Annotated in this window: 20 protein-coding genes and 1 other RNA gene; 8 read left to right on the forward strand and 13 right to left on the reverse strand. The window is 60.2% G+C overall.

Features of this window, described 5'->3' with window-relative positions; all coding sequences use genetic code 11:
• Positions 1-145 precede the first annotated feature (145 nt).
• The gene (locus tag ACR0J1_RS02295; RefSeq protein ID WP_480729723.1) at positions 146-2,872 is read left to right on the forward strand and encodes an Rne/Rng family ribonuclease; all 2,727 of its coding nucleotides are present in this window, start codon (positions 146-148) and stop codon (positions 2,870-2,872) included.
• A gap of 32 nt (positions 2,873-2,904) precedes the next feature.
• Here the strand turns inward: ACR0J1_RS02295 and ACR0J1_RS02300 are convergent, their stop codons facing one another.
• Positions 2,905-3,138, reverse strand: a complete 234-nt coding sequence (locus ACR0J1_RS02300) for a sulfurtransferase TusA family protein (RefSeq protein WP_480729721.1) — start codon at positions 3,136-3,138, stop codon at positions 2,905-2,907.
• A gap of 105 nt (positions 3,139-3,243) precedes the next feature.
• Between ACR0J1_RS02300 and ACR0J1_RS02305 the strand changes: the two genes are divergently transcribed.
• The 4 genes from ACR0J1_RS02305 to ACR0J1_RS02320 all read left to right on the forward strand — a co-directional run bounded on the left by ACR0J1_RS02305 (position 3,244) and on the right by ACR0J1_RS02320 (position 7,599).
• Complete coding sequence (locus ACR0J1_RS02305) at positions 3,244-3,996, forward strand: cytochrome c biogenesis CcdA family protein (RefSeq protein ID WP_480469888.1); 753 nt, start codon at positions 3,244-3,246, stop codon at positions 3,994-3,996.
• 88 nt (positions 3,997-4,084) lie between these two features.
• Positions 4,085-5,299: a hypothetical protein gene (locus ACR0J1_RS02310; protein ID WP_480729719.1), complete on the forward strand. Its 1,215-nt coding sequence runs from the start codon at positions 4,085-4,087 to the stop codon at positions 5,297-5,299.
• Positions 5,296-6,645: a cytochrome P450 gene (locus tag ACR0J1_RS02315; protein WP_480729717.1), complete on the forward strand. Its 1,350-nt coding sequence runs from the start codon at positions 5,296-5,298 to the stop codon at positions 6,643-6,645. The genes ACR0J1_RS02310 and ACR0J1_RS02315 overlap by 4 nt, the downstream gene beginning before the upstream one ends.
• 72 nt (positions 6,646-6,717) lie before the next feature.
• Entirely contained in the window at positions 6,718-7,599 is an 882-nt protein-coding gene (locus tag ACR0J1_RS02320; RefSeq protein ID WP_480729716.1) for a fructose bisphosphate aldolase, read from the forward strand.
• 3 nt (positions 7,600-7,602) lie between these two features.
• On the opposite strand, the gene ACR0J1_RS02325 is transcribed toward ACR0J1_RS02320, so the two are convergent.
• From ACR0J1_RS02325 to fumC, 4 genes are read right to left on the reverse strand one after another with little or no spacing between them, the layout of a single operon-like run.
• On the reverse strand, positions 7,603-8,205 hold the full coding sequence (locus ACR0J1_RS02325) for a DNA-3-methyladenine glycosylase I (RefSeq protein WP_480729714.1): 603 nt from the start codon (positions 8,203-8,205) through the stop codon (positions 7,603-7,605).
• A gap of 59 nt (positions 8,206-8,264) precedes the next feature.
• Positions 8,265-8,486, reverse strand: coding sequence for a ribbon-helix-helix domain-containing protein (locus tag ACR0J1_RS02330; protein WP_480729712.1), 222 nt, complete (start codon positions 8,484-8,486; stop codon positions 8,265-8,267).
• Entirely contained in the window at positions 8,483-8,659 is a 177-nt protein-coding gene (locus ACR0J1_RS02335; protein ID WP_480729711.1) for a DUF4169 family protein, read from the reverse strand. The genes ACR0J1_RS02330 and ACR0J1_RS02335 overlap by 4 nt, the downstream gene beginning before the upstream one ends.
• Positions 8,659-10,053: a class II fumarate hydratase gene (gene fumC / locus ACR0J1_RS02340; protein ID WP_480729709.1), complete on the reverse strand. Its 1,395-nt coding sequence runs from the start codon at positions 10,051-10,053 to the stop codon at positions 8,659-8,661. Before fumC ends, ACR0J1_RS02335 begins: the two co-directional genes overlap by 1 nt.
• 206 nt (positions 10,054-10,259) lie before the next feature.
• Between fumC and ACR0J1_RS02345 the strand changes: the two genes are divergently transcribed.
• On the forward strand, positions 10,260-10,817 hold the full coding sequence (locus ACR0J1_RS02345; protein WP_480729708.1) for a hypothetical protein: 558 nt from the start codon (positions 10,260-10,262) through the stop codon (positions 10,815-10,817).
• A 29-nt stretch (positions 10,818-10,846) separates the two neighbouring features.
• Here the strand turns inward: ACR0J1_RS02345 and ACR0J1_RS02350 are convergent, their stop codons facing one another.
• The 8 genes from ACR0J1_RS02350 to ACR0J1_RS02385 form a co-directional block, all read right to left on the reverse strand.
• Positions 10,847-11,314: an SspB family protein gene (locus ACR0J1_RS02350; protein WP_480729706.1), complete on the reverse strand. Its 468-nt coding sequence runs from the start codon at positions 11,312-11,314 to the stop codon at positions 10,847-10,849.
• 76 nt (positions 11,315-11,390) lie between these two features.
• A complete protein-coding gene (gene chrA, locus ACR0J1_RS02355) occupies positions 11,391-12,641 on the reverse strand; it encodes a chromate efflux transporter (protein ID WP_480729704.1) in 1,251 nt (416 codons plus the stop codon).
• Positions 12,638-13,453, reverse strand: coding sequence for a chromate resistance protein ChrB domain-containing protein (locus ACR0J1_RS02360; RefSeq protein WP_480729702.1), 816 nt, complete (start codon positions 13,451-13,453; stop codon positions 12,638-12,640). Before ACR0J1_RS02360 ends, chrA begins: the two co-directional genes overlap by 4 nt.
• Positions 13,454-13,582: 129 nt before the next feature.
• Positions 13,583-14,014: an ester cyclase gene (locus tag ACR0J1_RS02365; protein WP_480729700.1), complete on the reverse strand. Its 432-nt coding sequence runs from the start codon at positions 14,012-14,014 to the stop codon at positions 13,583-13,585.
• Between the two features lie 98 nt (positions 14,015-14,112).
• Positions 14,113-14,460, reverse strand: a transfer-messenger RNA (tmRNA) gene (gene ssrA / locus ACR0J1_RS02370).
• A gap of 36 nt (positions 14,461-14,496) precedes the next feature.
• On the reverse strand, positions 14,497-14,859 hold the full coding sequence (locus tag ACR0J1_RS02375) for a DUF4345 family protein (RefSeq protein ID WP_480729699.1): 363 nt from the start codon (positions 14,857-14,859) through the stop codon (positions 14,497-14,499).
• A 17-nt stretch (positions 14,860-14,876) separates the two neighbouring features.
• A complete protein-coding gene (locus tag ACR0J1_RS02380; RefSeq protein WP_480729697.1) occupies positions 14,877-15,527 on the reverse strand; it encodes a TenA family protein in 651 nt (216 codons plus the stop codon).
• Between the two features lie 145 nt (positions 15,528-15,672).
• Entirely contained in the window at positions 15,673-16,404 is a 732-nt protein-coding gene (locus ACR0J1_RS02385) for a FadR/GntR family transcriptional regulator (RefSeq protein WP_480729695.1), read from the reverse strand.
• Between the two features lie 88 nt (positions 16,405-16,492).
• On the opposite strand from ACR0J1_RS02385, the gene ACR0J1_RS02390 reads away from it, so the two are divergent.
• On the forward strand, positions 16,493-17,284 hold the full coding sequence (locus ACR0J1_RS02390) for a DUF2182 domain-containing protein (RefSeq protein ID WP_480729694.1): 792 nt from the start codon (positions 16,493-16,495) through the stop codon (positions 17,282-17,284).
• A gap of 4 nt (positions 17,285-17,288) precedes the next feature.
• A complete protein-coding gene (locus tag ACR0J1_RS02395; protein ID WP_480729692.1) occupies positions 17,289-17,993 on the forward strand; it encodes a DUF1326 domain-containing protein in 705 nt (234 codons plus the stop codon).
• Positions 17,994-18,085 lie beyond the last annotated feature (92 nt).

The following is an 18,085-nucleotide window of genomic DNA, read 5'->3' on the forward strand; positions in this document are numbered from 1 at the left end:
AACGATTGAACATACGGGCAGGGGGCGCTAGCGCCGGACCTTGCCGCGCGCCGTCTGAAATCGCCCTGACAAGACACCACCCCAAAAGCGCCCGTCCCCCCGGACCGGGCAGGACAACGCGTTTGGCGCGGTGCATCAAGGACACATGGCTAAGAAAATGCTTATCGATGCCACCCACGCGGAGGAAACCCGCGTCGTGGTGGTCGACGGAAACAAGGTTGAGGAATTTGACTTTGAATCCGAAAACAAACGCCAACTTGCTGGCAACATCTATCTTGCAAAAGTAACACGGGTCGAGCCGTCACTGCAGGCGGCCTTTGTGGATTATGGCGGGAACCGGCACGGGTTTCTGGCATTTTCCGAAATTCACCCCGACTATTATCAGATCCCGGTCGCCGACCGTGAGGCGCTGATGGAGGAAGAGCGCGCCTATGCCGAGGCGATGAAGGCGCGCGATGAGGCCGAGGAAGCAAAGCCCAAGAAGCGCCGGTCGCGGTCGAGGTCGAAGGCCGCCGATGTCAAGTCCGACGACCCGGTTGAGACGCTGGAGGTCTCGTCGGAACCGACCGGCATGGAGACCATCGATCTGGATGAGAGCGATGAAGCGGACGTGGAGGTGCCCGAGGGGACCTCTCCGATCGAAGGCGTTGCCGAGACGCCAGTGGAAGAACCCGAAGAGGGTGATGCGCCCGTTGCAGAAACGCCTGCTGAGGAAATAGTTTCCGAAGAGGCGGCGCCGGAAGCAGAGGCCTCGGATGATGAGGCCGCTGAAACACCGGACGCTGAGGCGGAAGAAGCGTCCGATGACGCTGAGGCCGAGCCTGCGGACGATGCGCAAGAGTCCGATGATGACAACGCCAAGGACAAGGGCGCCGATGCGGCGGCAAAGGATGCCTCGATCGAGTCCGTGGCGGATGAGGATGACAGCGAGGATATTCGCCCTCCGCGCAAACCGCGCCCGCGTCGGTACAAGATTCAGGAAGTCATCAAGGTGCGTCAGGTCCTGCTGGTGCAGGTCGTTAAGGAAGAGCGCGGCAACAAGGGTGCGGCGCTGACCACCTATCTGTCGCTGGCGGGTCGTTACTGCGTGCTGATGCCAAATACCGCGCGTGGTGGTGGGATCAGCCGCAAGATCACCAATGCGGCCGACCGTAAGAAATTGAAGGATATCGCTTCGGAGATCGATGTGCCGACGGGTGCTGGCCTGATTGTGCGCACCGCCGGAGCAAAGCGGACGAAATCTGAGATCAAGCGCGACTATGAATATCTGCAGCGCATGTGGGAGCAGATTCGCGAACTGACTCTGCAATCCATCGCGCCCGCGAAGATTTACGAAGAAGGCGACCTGATCAAACGGTCGATCCGCGATCTCTATAACCGCGATATCGACGAGGTTCTGGTCGAAGGCGAGGGCGGTTATCGTATCGCCAAGGACTTCATGAAGATGATCATGCCGTCCCACGCCAAGAACGTGAAACGGTACGAGGACGCGTTGCCTCTGTTCGCGCGGTATCAGGTCGAAAGTTATTTGGGCGGGATGTTCAACCCGACCGTTCAGCTGAAATCTGGTGGCTACATCGTGATCGGTGTGACCGAGGCGCTGGTGGCAATTGATGTGAACTCGGGTCGGGCGACCAAGGAAGGCTCGATTGAGGAAACGGCGCTGAAGACCAATCTGGAGGCCGCTGAAGAGGTAGCGCGCCAGTTGCGTTTGCGGGACCTCGCCGGTCTGATCGTTATCGATTTCATCGACATGGACGAGCGCAAGAACAACACTGCGGTTGAGAAGCGCCTGAAGGACAAGCTGAAAACTGATCGTGCCCGTATTCAGGTTGGTCGGATTTCCGGTTTTGGTCTGCTTGAGATGAGCCGTCAGCGTCTGCGTCCCGGCATGATCGAAGCCACGACGCAGCCATGCCCGGCCTGTCATGGCACCGGCCTGATCCGCTCGGACGACAACATGGCGTTGTCGATCCTGCGTCAGATCGAAGAGGAAGGCACCCGCCGCCGCTCGCGCGAGGTTCTGGTGCGTTGCCCGGTCAGTATTGCCAACTTCCTGATGAACCAGAAGCGCGAACACATCGCGCAGATCGAGGCGCGCTATGGCCTATCGGTACGGATCGAAGGTGATGTACATCTGGTCAGCCCCGATTTCTCGATGGAGAAATTCAAGACCGCCAGCCGCGTTGTGCCCGAGGCAACCGCGCCGGTGGTGTCCGTGGATGCTTCGTTGATGGATATGGTCGATGCCTCGGAAGAGGAAGAGACCACCGAGGAGACTCCGGTTCAGACGGACGAGGACGCCAAGCCCAAGCGCAAGCGGCGTCGGCGTCGGCGGAAGAAAAATGCCGGAGGTGCCGAGGCCGAGGATGGGTCCGAGGCAGCTGGTGATGCAGAGGTGACTGAAGACAAAGCCGCCGAAGCCGAGACCGTTGAGGAGAAGACTGCGGAACCAGAGGCCGCCGAGGCGGCTGAAAAGGCGGAAAAGCCCAAGAAACGCCGGGCGCCGCGTCGCCGTAAGAAAGTTGTCGAGGCCGAAGCCGAGGCTTCGGAAGAGGCTCAACCTGCCACCGAGGAAGCTGCAGCGGAGTCAGAGTCGGTTCAGGCAGAGCCTGCGGAAACTGTGGCTGAACAGGACGAACCGGTTGTTGCGGAGCCTGAGGCAGAGCCTGCCCCAGAAGTCGAAGCAGAGGCCGAGGCAGAAACTGCGCCGGAACCCGAGGTGGAACCGGAAGCTGCCGCAGGAGGTGCAGCCGAACCTGAGGTCACTCAGGACACAACGCCCGAACCGGTTCTCGAAACGGTTACGGAAGAGCCCGAGCCCGCGCCAGCCAAGCCTAAACGGCGCGGTTGGTGGTCGCTGGGTCAGTAATCAAAGGGGCGGGCCACTAGGTCCGCCCTTTCTCATCCGGCCTTTCGGATCAGATAGATCTGATGCCCGTCCGCTGTATCCTGCGAGACCAGGGTATGTCCGGCCTCGGTGCAGAAATGCGGCACGTCTATGATGGCTGCCGGGTCGTCGGCGAGCACGCGCAGCAGCCCTCCGGCGGGCAGGGATTTCAGCCGCTTTCGGGCTTTCAGGACGGGTAACGGGCATAGAAGGCCCAAAGCGTCCAAGGTTTCGGTCTCATCAGTCATGGGGTTGAGATATTTCCAACTTGTAACACTGTCCAGCATTCAACCACGAGGATGTGACCGAATGGCCCCGTGACGTGGGCGATATGATACCATATGTGCTGACGTATGTTCGGAATAGATATCATCGACGCAGGGCTTCTGCCCGCCATGTTCATCGCCATGCTGGGCGGGCTGATCAGTTTTCTGTCACCTTGCGTGCTGCCAATTGTGCCGCCCTATCTTGCTTATATGAGCGGCGTTTCGATCAATGAGATGAAGGACGAGGCCCGGGCGCGGCGCAAGGCGACGCTGTCGGCACTGTTCTTCGTGCTGGGACTTTCAACGGTGTTCCTGCTGCTGGGTTTTACCGCCTCGGCGTTCGGGGCATTTGTTCTTCAGAATCAGGTACTTTTCGCCAAGCTTTCAGGTGCGGTCGTCATCGTATTCGGTCTGCATTTCCTGAACGTCTTTCGCATTCCGCTGTTGGATCGTGAAGCGCGTGTCGAAACTGGCGATTCCGGGGGCTCGGTTTTTGGGGCCTATATTCTGGGCCTTGCATTCGCCTTTGGCTGGACGCCGTGTATCGGCCCCCAACTGGGTGCAATCCTGTCGCTGGCCGCGTCCGAGGCCTCGGTCGCGCGCGGTACCCTGCTGCTGGGTGTATACGCGGCGGGTCTGGGCATTCCCTTCCTGCTGGCGGCGATGTTCCTGAACCGTTCGATGGCGGTGATGAACCGGATCAAGCCGCATATGGCGACGATCGAAAAGGTGATGGGCGGGCTGCTGTTGTTCGTTGGCATCATGCTGATCACTGGGCTGTTCACCGAATTCAGCTGGTGGCTGTTGGAAACTTTCCCGGTTCTGGCGACGTTCGGTTAACCCTCTGGCGGTAAACGTGGATGTGGCGATGGCGGGTCTTACGCTGGTCGCCGCTCTGCGCTAGTCTGCGGGGCAGAGGGCCGGGTATATGAGCAGTCGAAAATCCCATCCACAGGTGCGCAGGCGCCGGGTGTTCTACATCCCCGGCTATGACCCGATTCACCCCCGCCGGTATCGTGAACTTTACCGCAAGGAAGGCCGCGCGCAGGCCGAGATATCCGGCTATGACATCTCAATCAGCGGCCGAGCCGGGCAGGCGCTGTATGGCTGGCATGTGCGGTCTCGACAGGACGGCACGCTGGTTGAGGCTGAGGTCAATGTGCTCGTCTGGTCCGATATCGTGCGAGAGAGCATGGCGCGCTCGATCCCTGCGACCTATCTGCAACTGGCCCGCACGGCGTGGATATACATTGCGACCGGAACGCTCTCGCGTCTGATGCGGCTGCGCAAGGGGCCGGTGATTGCGGCGCTTTACCCGGTGGGCATGCTGCTGCTGCAACTGGTTGCGGCGCTGGGTGTGGTCTGGGGGGTGTCCGCTTTGCTGTCTCCGCTTGTCGGAGGGTGGGGCCTGCTGCCCGCGCTTGGGGTAGCCTACGCGCTACTTCATTGGTTTCGAAAGCTCGATAACCGGTTGTTTGCCTATTATCTGATGCACGATTATGCGCATTCCGCTCGCCTGTCGGGGGCTTATGCACCCGAGATGACAGAGCGTCTGCACCAATTCTCTGATCTGATTTCTGAGGCGCTTGAAAGCGATGTGGATGAGGTTCTGGTGGTCGGCCACAGCTCGGGCGCGCATTTGGGGGTGTCGGTTCTGTCAAACCTGTTGCGGCAGCGAGAGGTCCCACAGGCTGGCCCCGAACTGTCGTTCCTGACATTGGGGCAGGTCGTTCCCATGGTCTCATTCCTGCCGCGTGCCGATGGGCTGCGTGATGATCTTAGATACCTGTCTGTTCATCCCGATCTGACATGGGTCGATGTGTCGGCCCCGGGCGACGGCTGTGCCTTCGCGCTGTGCGATCCGGTTGCTGTCAGCGGTGTTGCCACGGCGGACAAGCGCAACCCGCTGGTGCTGTCCGCCGCCTTTACGCAAACCCTCTCGGCCGAACGCTGGGCGCACCTACGCTGGCGCTTCTTTCGTCTGCACTTTCAGTATCTCTGCGCCTTCGACCGGGTCCGGGATTATGACTATTTCCGCATCACCGCTGGCCCCCAAACCCTGGCGCAGCGTTTTGAGGCGCGCGCGCCGTCGCGGTCACGGATCGAACAGCCGGTCTCAAAATACCGGTCGGTGCGGCCATGAGACCACCAAAGCCACAGGCGCGCCGAGACAAGGTATCGCTTTGGCGATACCTGCGCCTGTTCCGGCAGGACCTTCTATCGGCGCAGCCACAGCGCCTGTACCGCGCGTGGATGGCCGAATTCCGAACGCCGTTCTTTCGGTCGTACATGATCAATCAGCCCGATCTGATCCGCACTGTGCTGAAGGAGCGGCCCGACACCTTCCCCAAATCCAACCGCATCAGCGAGGGCCTGCGCCCGTTGCTGGGGCAGTCGGTCTTTCTGACCAATGGTGAGACCTGGAAGCGTCAGCGGCGCATCATCGATCCGGCGTTCGCGGGCGGGCGGCTGAAAGACAGCTTTCCCGCGATGGCCAACGCGGCGCGGGCCTGCGTCGACCGGCTGCGCGCGCAGTCCGGGCAGGTAGTGGAATGCGAAGAGATCACAAGCCACGTGGCCGCTGATGTGATCTTTCGCACGCTGTTCTCGGTGCCAATAGGCCATGAGGTCGCCGCGCAGGTGTTCGACAAGTTTCGCGCCTATCAACGCGCGCAGCCCTTACTGAACCTTGCGGCCTTCATCCCCATGCCGCGCTGGATACCGCGCGTTCATGCCCGCCGGACGCGCCAGACTGCCCGGCAGATCCGCGACCTGATCGGTCGCCTGACGGCCGAACGGGCCGAAGCGATTGCCGCGGGGACCGCTCCGAACGATCTGGCGACCAAGATCATGACGACGCGTGATCCCCAGACCGGCGCGTGTTTCGATGCCGACGAGATGATCGATCAGGTCGCCATCTTCTTTCTCGCTGGACACGAAACCAGCGCCTCGGCCTTGGCGTGGACGCTGTATCTGATGGCGCTTTATCCCGACTGGCAGGACAGGGTCGCGGCGGAAGCGCAGGCTTTGGACGAGGTAGAGTTCTCGGTGATGTCGCGCCTTAAAATCAGCCGGGATGTGTTTCGTGAGGCGCTGCGGCTCTATCCGCCGGTGCCGATGATGGTACGGGAAACGACCTGCCCGGAACAGTTCCGCAACCGCGATATTCCAAAAGGGTCGCAGATCGTCATCAGCCCATGGCACCTGCATCGGCAAGAGCGTCTGTGGGACGATCCGGATGATTTCGACCCGAGCCGCTGGGCGACGGAAAACGGCCGGACCTGCCAGCGCGAAGCGTATATTCCCTTCTCGGCAGGCCCGCGCGTTTGCACCGGCGCAGGCTTCGCCATGATCGAGGGGCCGTTGATCCTGTCGATGCTGCTGCGGCGCTATCGTTTCGAAACAATCGAAGGCAAAACGCCCGTACCGGTGGCCCATCTGACCGTCCGTTCAAAGGACGGCATCTGGTTGCGGCTGGTTGAGCGCTAACAAACTACCATCGTTCTGCGGCTTGCTGTATGCGGTGAAGAAAGCTGGAATCATATTGAACGGGAAAGAGTTATGTCCAAGGCAGAACAGCGCGCGCAGATGTCCGACGGCGCAGGATTTATCGCAGCACTGGACCAAAGCGGCGGGTCGACGCCGAAGGCGCTGGCGCTCTACGGTGTTGAGGCATCGGACTATGGCTCGGACGCTGAGATGTTTGGCGAGATCCAGAAAATGCGCGCGCGCATCATTCTGGCGGATGATTTCACCAGCGAGAAAGTGATCGGCGCGATCCTGTTCGAACGGACGCTGGGCGAGGAAATCGACGGCAAGAAGGTTGCAGATTACCTCTGGTCGGCCAAGCGCATTGTGCCGTTCCTGAAGATCGACAAGGGTCTTGAGGATCAAGCCAACGGCGTTCAGATGATGAAACCGATCCCCGGTCTGGCCGAAACGCTGGCAAATGCGGATGGCGTTTTTGGCACTAAGGAACGCTCGGTCATTCATGAGGCCAACGCCGAAGGTATCTCCGCCGTCGTGGCACAGCAATTCGAAGTCGCGCGCGTGGTGACCGACGCAGGCATGGTCCCGATCGTCGAGCCCGAGGTCAACATCCACTCGGACAGCAAGGCCGAGGCCGAAGGTATTCTAAAGGCCGAGATCCTGAAAAACCTCGATCAACTGGCCGAGGGGCAGGAGGTCATGCTGAAACTGACGATTCCGAGTCAGGCGAATCTATATGACGAACTGGCTGACCACCCGCGCGTTCTGCGCGTTGTGGCCTTGTCGGGGGGATACTCGACTGAACAAGCCTGCGATCTGCTGAACCAGAACGGCAAGATGATTGCTTCATTCTCGCGCGCGCTGACCGAAGGTCTGTCCAAGCAGCAGTCGGATGCGGATTTCAATGCTGCGTTGGGCAGCAATATCGATAAGATTTACCGCGCCTCGATCTGATCCTCAGACAGGTTTGGTGAACGAGCGGCGCAACTGCGCCGCTTTTTCACGTCCGATACAACCCTCGGCGTGATCGTTGACCAAACCCATGGCCTGCATGAAGGCAAAGACCGTGGTGGGGCCGACGAATTTCCACCCCCGTTTCTTCAAATCCTTCGACATGGCGATGGATTCTGGCGAAGTTGACGTCGTTTGCGGGGGTGGAGGCGTTTCAGCCTCGTAGCGCCAGACATAAGCGGCCAGAGAGCCCTCGGCCGCAATCAACTCCTGCGCGCGGCGGGCGTTGTTGATCACCGCTTCGATCTTGCCGCGGTGCCGGATGATTCCTGTATCTTGTAACAGGCGTTCGACGTCCGCATCAGTAAACACAGCCATCTTATTGAAATCAAATCCACAAAAGGCGTTTCTAAAGTTCTCACGCTTGTTCAGGATCGTCCGCCAGCTGAGGCCGGACTGAAAGCTCTCAAGGCACAGCTTTTCGAACAATCGCTGATCGTCGGCGACTGGATAGCCCCATTCCTGGTCGTGATAGTCAAAGAACTCGGGCGCGGCCTGACACCAGGCGCAGCGCGGTCGACCGTCGGGTCCGATAACGGTTTTGCTCATGAGACGTACCCTTTTTGTTCCAGTTCAGGCTATACATACAAGGATACGGCTAGCAAGGATCAATCGCGGTCGCGGTACCAGTTCAGGATAAAGACCCGCATGGCCGAGGCAAGGCCGGTTTCCGGGTCGCGCGCGACATCAATTTCGGCAGCCAATACATTGATTGCCTGTCCTTTTTCTTCTGCAATATCGCGGAAGGCTCGCCAGAATTCGTCTTCCAGCGACACCGATGTGCGGTGCCCTTTGAGGGTCAGCGAGCGTTTGACTGGGCGGCCGCTCATTCGTCGACCTTATGACCGTCGAGATCGCGATTCTGCTTGTCATGCTGTAGTTTGACGACCTCTTTTTCGGCCTTGGACCGTCCGAATGCCACAGCGTTCTGGTCTGCGCGGGCCTTCTTGTCGGCCCGCGCTTTTTCTTTTCGATACCGGTTCAGATTGGCCGGCTTGCCCATCAGTCTTTCGGGCCAATCATCTGTTCGGGACGGACAACCGCATCAAAGGTATCCTCGTCCACAAAGCCCAGCGCGATGGCCTCTTCCTTGAGGGTGGTGCCGTTCTTGTGCGCGGTCTTGGCGACCGTGGTGGCGTTGTCATAGCCAATGGTCGGGGCCAGCGCGGTGACCAGCATCAGCGATTCCTTCATCAGCTTGTCGATGCGCGGCTCGTTGGCCTTGATGCCCAGCAGCATCCGCTCGGTAAAGCTGTCGGTGGCATCGCCCAGCAACTGGATCGACTGCAGCAGGTTGTAGGACATCATCGGGTTATAGACGTTCAGTTGGAAATGCCCCTGCGACCCGGCAAACTTGATCGCCGCATCGTTGCCCATCACATGAGCCGCCACCTGCGTCAGCGCCTCTGCCTGAGTTGGGTTGACCTTGCCGGGCATGATCGACGATCCGGGCTCATTTTCGGGCAGGATCAGTTCTCCCAGACCCGAGCGGGGGCCCGAGCCAAGGAACCGGATGTCATTGGCGATTTTGTAGCAGCTGCCCGCAACCGTGGCCAAAGCCCCAGACAGAAAGACCATGGCGTCGTGCGCGGCAAGTGCCTCGAACTTGTTCGGAGCGGTAATGAAGGGCAGGCCGGTGATATCGGCCATGTTCTTGGCAACCGCCTCGTCCCAGCCGTTATGGGTGTTGAGGCCGGTGCCCACGGCGGTCCCGCCTTGCGCCAGTTCGTAAATGCCGGGCATCGAGGCTTTGACACGTGCGATGCCCTGGCGGATCTGGTGAGCATATCCGCCGAATTCCTGTTCCAGCGTCAGCGGTGTCGCGTCCTGCGTATGGGTGCGGCCGATCTTGATGATGCCCGCGAACTCGTTGGCCTTGGTTTCAAGCGCTGCGGCGAATTTCTCAAGCCCCGGCAGCAGCACGTCGCGCACGCTCATGGCGGTGGCGATGTGCATGGCGGTGGGAAAGGTGTCGTTCGACGACTGGCCCATATTGCAGTGATCATTGGGGTGGACTGGATCTTTCGAGCCGATTTCGCCGCCCAGAATCTCGATCGCCCGGTTCGCGATGACCTCGTTCGAGTTCATATTCGACTGGGTGCCGGACCCGGTCTGCCACACGACCAGTGGGAAGTTGTCGTCAAACTTGCCGTCAATCACCTCACCCGCGGCCTGAATGATCGCGTCGGCGATCCGGGCGTCCAGCTTGCCGATGGCTTTGTTCTCCATCGCGCAGGCCTTTTTGATCACGCCCAGCGCGCGCACAATGGCGACGGGCTGCTTTTCCCAGCCGATGGGAAAATTCATGATCGAACGCTGGGTCTGTGCGCCCCAATACTTGTCGGCGGGGACCTCAAGCGGGCCAAAGCTGTCGGATTCGGTGCGGGTCTGAGACATCTGTCACTCCGTCTGGTATGCAGTCGTATGCCGTTTACCCGCAGCGAGGCTGTGGTGCAATCGGCCAGTTGGGCGCACCTTAAACTCCGCCGGTTCAAAGGTATAGACGAGGGGTCGCCACAAATAACCCGCGTTAGCGAAAACAGTGCCATTGTGCAGCGGCGGGCTAGAGTTAAGATGGACATGCAATCAGGACGGAGACAGTCATGCGCGTAGCTTTCTTTAGGCATCCCCTTCACATGGTCGCGCTGGCCGTGTGTCTCTGGGCCGGTGCGCTGGCGCAGCAGGCGCTGGCTTCGGGGATCGAACCCTTTGTCGGCGACTATACCGGCTCGGCCGAGGTGGTGGATGCCGACGGCACGGCAACGCCGCGGGATATGAGCGTTTCGATTCATGAAGCCCGGGGTGGGTTCAACGTGAGCTGGACCACGACGACCTACAAATCCGACGGTCGGGTCAAGGACGAGAAATACTCGGTCGATTTCCAGACGTCGGACCGGCCGCATGTGTATTCCGCTGCGATGCGACGCAACGTCTTCGGGCACGAGGTTCCGCTGGACCCGATGAAGGGCGAACCCTTTGTCTGGGGCCGAATTGACGGGGATACGCTGACCGTCTTTTCGTTGTTTATCGACGAAAATGGTGGTTATGAACTGCAGCAATTCGACAGAACACTGGCCGATGGCGGCCTGAACCTGTCATTCTCGCGCTTTCGCAATGGCGAGAAATCCCGGTCGGTCGATACATTCCTGAAAAAAGAATAGACCCCGCAACTGGCGGGGCCTGACACGCGTTACTTGCGGAAGCTGTCGAGTGAGACCACATCAGCGTCGTGATGGGGTTCCTCTTCTTCAGCATCTGTTTCCATCGGGGCCTCGGTCACGAGGTGATCTTCATCCTCGTCATCCTCGGGGCTTTCAAAGCGCAGGCCAAACTCGACCGATGGATCCACGAAGGTCTTGATCGCCAGATACGGGATATAGAGTGGTTCGGGCGCGTCGCCGAAATTCAACGTGATCGAGAAGCCGTCATTGCCGACCTCAAGGTTTTCGAACCAGTGTTGCATGACGATCGTCATCTCGTCGGGATAGCGCTGGCGCAGCCAGTCGGCCAGTTCGACGCCTTCGTATCGTGTATCGAATGTAATAAAGAAATGATGCGCACCGGGCAGGCCGGTTTCGGACACGCCGGTCAGGACGGTCTTGATCAGGCCACGCATGGCCGTGTGCATCAGGTTCCCGTAGTCGATGTCTTGCGACATGGTTGATCCTCGAAAGTGGTTGATCCAAGCATAGGGGATTCGGACGGAAACGAAAGGCCATGCAGGGCAGCATTGATCACAAAACCTGCAGCGCCAATCCGGTCAGTCCCATGATGACCAATGTGGCCCCTAAACCGGATTTCAGTCGAAAAATCAACAGGGCTGCGATCAGTGTCAGGACCAATGCCCGGATGTTGAGCGATGCCGGATCGGGCAGGGGTACCGAGACCGGACCCCAGGTCCATCCCGGCAGGTTGCCGAACAGAACGTTCAGGCCAAACCACACGGACAGGTTGAGAATCACTCCGACGACGGCTGCGGTGATGCCACGCATGGCTGCGCCAAGCCGGGGGCGCGCTGCGATCCGGTCCAGATGCGGCGCAGCCAGGAAGATCCACAGGAAGCAGGGTACGAAAGTGGCCCATAGCGCAACGGCCCCGGCGGCCAATGCAAGCGCCATGCCGCCTGCAATCTGGCCGCTCAGCATGGCGACAAATTGCGTCACCAATATCAGCGGCCCGGGCGTAGTCTCGGCCAGCCCCAGCGCGTCGATCATCTGGCCTGTGCTGATCCAGCCATACGTGTCGACCACGGTTTGCGTCATGTAGGCCAGCACCGCGTAGGCCCCGCCAAAGGTCACGACCGCAAGGCGGGCAAAGAACCAGCCCAGATCGCTGAGCAGGTCCTGACCGCTCAGGTCCAGCAGGACCAGCGGCCCCAGCCATAACGCCAGCCAGATTAGCGCTGTTCGTAACGGGTGCGCCAGTGTCGGCTCGACGCTGGATGTGGTCGGCGCGCTGCCTTTCGATGTGATATAGCCCCATAGGGCGGCGCACAGGATGATCAACGGAAAAGGTAAGTTGATCAGGAAGATACCCAGAAAGCCGAGCCCGGCTATGATCCGGTGCTCGGTATCCGTCAGCGCCTTGCGCGACAGGTTCCGCAGGGCCTGCAGGACGATGATGATCACCGTGGCCTTGATGCCCAGAAATGCGGCCTGCACCAGCGGCAGCGTGCCGTAAGCCGCATAAAGCGCGACCAAAACACCAATCACCAGCGCGCCGGGCAGGACGAACAACGTCCCGGCAATCAACCCTCCGGCCACGCCACGCAGCCGCCAGCCGGCATAGGTGGCAAGCTGCATCGCCTCGGGACCCGGCAGCAACATGCACAAGGACAGGGCGCGCAGATAGGTTTGTTCGTCCAGCCAGGATCGTCGCTCGACCAGTTCGCGATGCATTAGCGATATTTGCGCCGCAGGTCCGCCAAAAGAGAGCAGGCCGATCCGCCCGAAAACCCGGACAAGGTCGGGGAGTGAAGGGGTCATTGCCCGTGACCCGCAGGCCAGTTATGAGTTTCGTCAAACCCGTCGCGCGCCCAGCGGTAAAGCGCATCATAGAGGTGCAGCCCGGCCTCTACCTGTTGCTGATCGTCGCGATACTGGCGTGAAAGGCCGACGGAAAGCGCAAGCAGGCCAGCCGCTTCGGGCGCAAGGTCGTGCCGGTTGGTGTCTGCGGCGCGGATGACCGTCGCCATACGGTCCAGCGGGGGCGAGTGCAGATTGAACGCGTCCAACATCGCGTCAAAGCTGCAGTCGTCGCCATGATGACCCCAGTCGCCGCCTTCCGTGTCGAAGGCTACGGCACCGAAATGTTGGGCAACGCCCTGAACCTCGGACGGGGCCACGAACAGAAACCGGGCGCGGGTGTCTACGAACCTGCGGATCAGCCAGGGGCAAGCGATCCGGTCGATCTTGGGCCGGTGGCGCGTCACCCAGAGCGTGCCATCGCCAAGCAGCGCGGGCAGGGCCGAGACCGGCACGCATTGCGCCCCGGCCATGTCACGCCATGCTAACATCCCGCCCTCAAGATATTCCGCGCGATGCCCGTCGGCCTGCAGCCAGGACACAACCCCCTGACTGAGTTTCCGGCCTTTCTGGCAGATCACAACGCAGGGCGTGCACGCGGTCAGGGCTGCGATCCCGTCGATATCTGCATAGGGGTGCCGAATGGCTCCGGGGATCAGATATGGATCCTCGTCGAAATCCGGATCGGTTCGCACATCGATCAGAACTGGGGCCTGAGGTGTTCCGAGCAGCCTGGCAAGCTGTTTTGGTGTGATTGCATTGGGGGCAGCCATAGCATGTTTCCTTGTCGCTTCGGATACATGCGAACTTGGGCTGCCGCCTCACGGGGCGTTCGCAAGCCAGCCCCTTGCGGTTTTGCTAGCTCAGATCACCGGCAGGGGTCAAGCGTGCAGCCTGCGGCGTCAGGCCCAGTCGAGCCTTTGCCCGGTCATGCAAACCGGCAAGGTGTCCTGCGGAAACTGGCCCAGTTGCTCGAAGAACGAGATGAAATCGAACTGGTTATACGCCTCGACCATCTTATCGCCTTTGAAGCGCGCCATGACCTGACCGGTGACTTCCAGCGGTGCGCCGTTGTCAGCGCGGCAGGTTCGGACATGCAGGATGCCGGACACCCAGTCGCCGTTTTCGATGATCTTCGGCAAATCGACCGAGATCTCGCCCAACACGTGCCGGAAGGCCATGACGAGATCGCGGAAATCATCGGCTCCGACCTGCATTTCGGGGATTAGACCTTCGGCCAGTGTTTCAGGGGCAAAGAACTGATCAATCGCGTCCGTGTTACCCTTTTCCCAGACTTCCGAATACCAGGCTTTTAACCTGTCTGAGTTCGACATCTTCCCCTCCTGTAGTTCGGGGAAAAGATGGCGCAGAGAAGTGAATAAACTCTGAATCCCGGATGAGTTATGGGCACAAATGCAGACATAAGCGGGGAAATGCAGGTTTCTGTTGCCAGGTACCTGCGAACCCCGCCTTACGCGGCTAGGCGCAAGGGCTTAGATTTCGGTCTTGTTACTGCTTACGCAGCAACTGCAACCGGAGCACGATTGTCGTTTGCAATTGTACTATTTTCGCCGGTAACGGTGGCAGACAGCCGAGACAAAGCTAACCCCTTTAGACGTTCGTCGATCCTGTTTCGGCCCCAAAATCCCCAAACGAAGGATGGTTGGTGGAGCCGCCGGGTACCGCCCCCGGGTCCGATCCGCTTATTACGAGCGCGTTTATGTCCATAGTCCCGAAAGACACTCCATATATAGGTGAGGATTGGGGGGGATGCAAACGCAGATTGATTTATTGAAATGAATTAAATAACAGTTGCCTACGACGTTCTGTTGATGTTTGCCGCGATCAGCCATACGGCCAGAACCAACTCAATCCCCCCAAATGTAAGTGCTTTGACGAGCGGCGGGTGATCCAGTGCCACCGACACGAACCGACCCAGCGCCGCGCCTGCATAGACGACGCCCAGCATGGCATAGGCCATCGGGCTGTTCAGCCACAGAACCGCAGCGCCGGTCACGACGAACAATCCGCCGACCGAGGCGCGCATCTCGCTGAGGCCCATCGTGCTGTTGGTGGGCGCAAGGTCCAGCGCGTTTGCTGTCCACGCCGGGGCCAGAAATCCGAACAGGCCGAAGCCGATGGTCAGCAGGGCTGCGATGACATTCAGAAACGTAACCATTTCAGACCTTTCCAGTTTCAGACCGCATAGGCGGCATCGAAGAAATTACGTTCAAGTTCGACGGCCCGGTGGAACAGTCGCGTCACTTCGGCACGCGCTGTATCATCCAGTGCGACCCACGCTTGATCCAGTTGAGTGCGCAGATACTCTACCACGCCCTCGAACCCTTCGCCCGCATGTAGCGTGATCCATTCGGCAAACCAGAAAGGCAAACCTTCCTTTGGCGGGTTTTCCGGGGTGGCCCACGTCAGATAGACCCATTCAGCGACCACCAGCACGGCCAGCATGTTCTCGTAACGGCCCGAGGCGGCGGCCTCGGCCATCAGGTTCTGAAAGGCCTGGGTCGCCGGGGCGGGGTCCGAGATGGGCTCGGTGCCCAGCGCGTCCATAGCGCGCAGGAAATAGGTGTTCTCAGGCCCCGTAATGACCGCAAGGAACTGCGCGGCAGGGACACTGTCGGCCAGCGAGGGCGTATGGGCGATGGCACTAGCCAGCAGGCGGACAAAACCGTCGACGAACTGATAATCTTGCTGCAGATACCAACGCATCTTGTGGACGGGCAGGGTGCCATCGGCCAGTTCGCGGGTAAAGGCGTGGCGGGTCGCAGCTTGCCAGTCCTCTGTTCTGCCATCGCGCAGCAACTCGGTCGGTCGGGGGCTGTTCGGCATCGGGGTCTCCTTGATTTCCCGGATGCAGACAAAACCCGTTTCGGATCAAAGCGCAAGCACGGACCCGAGGTCGAACGGACCGTTCGTCATTTCATAAGGTTTCCAGGGGGCTCTGGCCCGATCGGCGGGCCTTGCCTAGTCGCGCTCAGCCGGGCCTGCGTCGCTGCTCGGCTACGTCCTGCGCCAGCTTGCGCGTGTAGCTTTCCAGCTTGACCAGTGCGGCATCCACGGTGGGGGCATCCCGCGCCTCCAAGGCGTCGGCGATGTTGCTGTGCAGGCCGATGATCTCTTCCCGTGAGCGGGCTGTGAAAGTGATCATGTTCATCAGCGGTTGCATCGCCTCGACCGCGCCTGCCAGTTGGTAGGACAATACCGGGTTGCCTGCCCCGTCGACCAGCGCCCGGTGAAACGCCACGTCCGAGGCGCAAAACGCCTCATCTGTCAGACCGGGCTGCGCCTGCCGGAAAATCTCGGCCCGCATGGTGGCCAGTTGATCTGCGGTGCGGCGCTGCGCCGAGAGCGCGGCACAGGCCCGCTCGAGCGCATAGCGCGCCTCGCACGCGGTATCGAAGCTGACGGCGTTCATCGACAGAAGTAGGGTCGAGGTCGTGATCTGCTGCGAATAGGCGTCTTCGTAGTTCAGCCGGTTCACGAATGCGCCGCCGGTCGCGCCGCGCTGCGTCCGGATCAGCGATTGCGCAGCAAGCCGTTTCAGCGCCTCGCGCACGGTCGGCCGCGAGACGTCGAATTGATCGGCCAACTCGGCCTCGGACGGCAGGCGTTCGTCGACGATCAGGCGGCCCGAGACAATCGCGTCCCGAATTGCCTGAGCGATTTGCGCCGACAGATCGGCAGGGTTCCTGGGATCGATTTTCATTTTGCAGCGGCCGTTTGTGACATTTTATTTGTCTGACAATTAAAAGTCTGACATTTGAAAAGCAAGGGAGTTGATTCGGGAGGGGCAAGTGAGTCGTTCACTTTTCCGCAACGCGTTCTGGTTGGGCTTCTACGTCACGATCCTTTGGGCGTGGTGGGTGATGTTCCGGATGAGCCGCGACATGGATCTGGACTGGATCGGCAGGCCAGGCCCAATGGGCCGGGCGATGGCCGCGATGGATCCCCGAATGGATATGTACATGCCGATGGCTGAATTTGGGCCATTGTTCTGGATGTGGGCGATCATGATGGCGGCGATGATGCTGCCGACGCTGATCCCGACCCTGCGCAGCTATGATGACCTGATCCACAGCGCCAATGGCACCCGCGCGGGGTGGCTGGGTGTACTGGCGGGCTACTTTCTGGTCTGGGTTGGATTCGCTGCCGTAATAACGGGCGTCCAGTTGGGCCTGCTGTTCGGCGGCGCGGTCGATATGCTGGGAATCGCCAAGTCACCATACCTGACCGGCACGTTGTTGATCGCTGTCGGCGCATTCCAGTTCAGTCGCACCAAAGAAGTTTGTCATGGTGTCTGTCACGCCCCGATGAGCTATTTCCTGGGCCATTGGAAGACCGGGTTCTCAGGCGGTCTGCGTATGGGGCTGGGGCTGGGTGCGTTCTGCGTCGGCTGTTGCTGGGGCTTCATGGCGCTGGGGTTTGTTGGCGGGGTCATGAACCTGTTGTGGATGGGTCTGGCGACCTTGTTCATGGTGTTGGAGAAGCTGCCGCAGATCGGGCACGCAGTCACGCGCCCGATGGGGTTCGCGCTGATTGCGGGCGGTTTTGGACTGCTGGCATATCACATTGCATACGGAGGATAAGCCGATGGCAAAAAACAGAAAACCGGATTCGGACAAGCTGCCGATCAGTCAACGGATTGACAGCCGGATGCCCAATCCCAAACGCCGCGAGATGAGCCCGACAGACTGGGCCATCAAGGGCGAACTGATCCTGAACTGCTCGTGCGATGTGTTCTGCCCCTGCGTCGTCTCGCTGGGTGCGCATCCTCCGACCGAAGGGCATTGCCACGCGTGGATGGGGGTAATCATCGACGAGGGGCATTACGAGGGTGAGGATTTGTCCGGCCTCAATGTCGGTCTGCTGGTCGATATCCCGGGACGGATGGGCGAGGGGCAATGGAAGGTTGCCGCCTATGTCGACGAACGCGCCAGCGGCAAAGCCTATAACGGCCTGTTGCAGATTTTCAGCGGGCAGGCGGGTGGCACGACCAGCCTGTTTACCATGCTGGTCAGCGAGATCATCGGGGCCGAGCGGGCTCCGGTGCAGATTGAGCGGGACGGCAACAAACGCCGCATCGTGATTGGCCGCAAAATACAAGGCGAGATCGAGATGCTGGCCGGCAAGGACCCCGAACATCCGGTGATGGTGTCTAACTCGAAATACTGGATGGGCCCTGACATCATCGTGGCGCGGGGGACCAAGTCGCGGGTGCGTGATTACGGGCGGGTCTGGGATTTTGGCGGCAAATCCGCCGAGATCTGCCCGATCGATTGGCACGGGCCCAAGTGATGATGACCGGCGCTGATGTGCGCGCCATTTCGCGCGACCACAGCGTCTTTTCCGATGGTCAGGGTCAGCGGCTGCATGAACCGTCCGGCGAC

Source organism: Ruegeria sp. CJ3, from assembly GCF_056536725.1.

Excerpts from the sequence above, each read along its gene's own strand:
- fumC (WP_480729709.1), bottom strand. The coding sequence starts at position 10,053 with ATGTCTCAGACCCGCACCGAATCCGACAGCTTTGGCCCGCTTGAGGTC.
- ACR0J1_RS02380 (WP_480729697.1), bottom strand. The coding sequence starts at position 15,527 with ATGCCGAACAGCCCCCGACCGACCGAGTTGCTGCGCGATGGCAGAACA.
- ACR0J1_RS02335 (WP_480729711.1), bottom strand. The coding sequence starts at position 8,659 with ATGGGCAAGCCGGCCAATCTGAACCGGTATCGAAAAGAAAAAGCGCGG.
- ACR0J1_RS02305 (WP_480469888.1), top strand. The coding sequence starts at position 3,244 with ATGTTCGGAATAGATATCATCGACGCAGGGCTTCTGCCCGCCATGTTC.
- chrA (WP_480729704.1), bottom strand. The coding sequence starts at position 12,641 with ATGACCCCTTCACTCCCCGACCTTGTCCGGGTTTTCGGGCGGATCGGC.
- ACR0J1_RS02330 (WP_480729712.1), bottom strand. The coding sequence starts at position 8,486 with ATGAGCGGCCGCCCAGTCAAACGCTCGCTGACCCTCAAAGGGCACCGC.
- ACR0J1_RS02295 (WP_480729723.1), top strand. The coding sequence starts at position 146 with ATGGCTAAGAAAATGCTTATCGATGCCACCCACGCGGAGGAAACCCGC.
- ACR0J1_RS02310 (WP_480729719.1), top strand. The coding sequence starts at position 4,085 with ATGAGCAGTCGAAAATCCCATCCACAGGTGCGCAGGCGCCGGGTGTTC.
- ACR0J1_RS02375 (WP_480729699.1), bottom strand. The coding sequence starts at position 14,859 with ATGGTTACGTTTCTGAATGTCATCGCAGCCCTGCTGACCATCGGCTTC.
- ACR0J1_RS02320 (WP_480729716.1), top strand. The coding sequence starts at position 6,718 with ATGTCCAAGGCAGAACAGCGCGCGCAGATGTCCGACGGCGCAGGATTT.
- ACR0J1_RS02345 (WP_480729708.1), top strand. The coding sequence starts at position 10,260 with ATGCGCGTAGCTTTCTTTAGGCATCCCCTTCACATGGTCGCGCTGGCC.
- ACR0J1_RS02315 (WP_480729717.1), top strand. The coding sequence starts at position 5,296 with ATGAGACCACCAAAGCCACAGGCGCGCCGAGACAAGGTATCGCTTTGG.
- ACR0J1_RS02360 (WP_480729702.1), bottom strand. The coding sequence starts at position 13,453 with ATGGCTGCCCCCAATGCAATCACACCAAAACAGCTTGCCAGGCTGCTC.
- ACR0J1_RS02395 (WP_480729692.1), top strand. The coding sequence starts at position 17,289 with ATGGCAAAAAACAGAAAACCGGATTCGGACAAGCTGCCGATCAGTCAA.
- ACR0J1_RS02300 (WP_480729721.1), bottom strand. The coding sequence starts at position 3,138 with ATGACTGATGAGACCGAAACCTTGGACGCTTTGGGCCTTCTATGCCCG.
- ACR0J1_RS02350 (WP_480729706.1), bottom strand. The coding sequence starts at position 11,314 with ATGTCGCAAGACATCGACTACGGGAACCTGATGCACACGGCCATGCGT.
- ACR0J1_RS02385 (WP_480729695.1), bottom strand. The coding sequence starts at position 16,404 with ATGAAAATCGATCCCAGGAACCCTGCCGATCTGTCGGCGCAAATCGCT.
- ACR0J1_RS02325 (WP_480729714.1), bottom strand. The coding sequence starts at position 8,205 with ATGAGCAAAACCGTTATCGGACCCGACGGTCGACCGCGCTGCGCCTGG.
- ACR0J1_RS02365 (WP_480729700.1), bottom strand. The coding sequence starts at position 14,014 with ATGTCGAACTCAGACAGGTTAAAAGCCTGGTATTCGGAAGTCTGGGAA.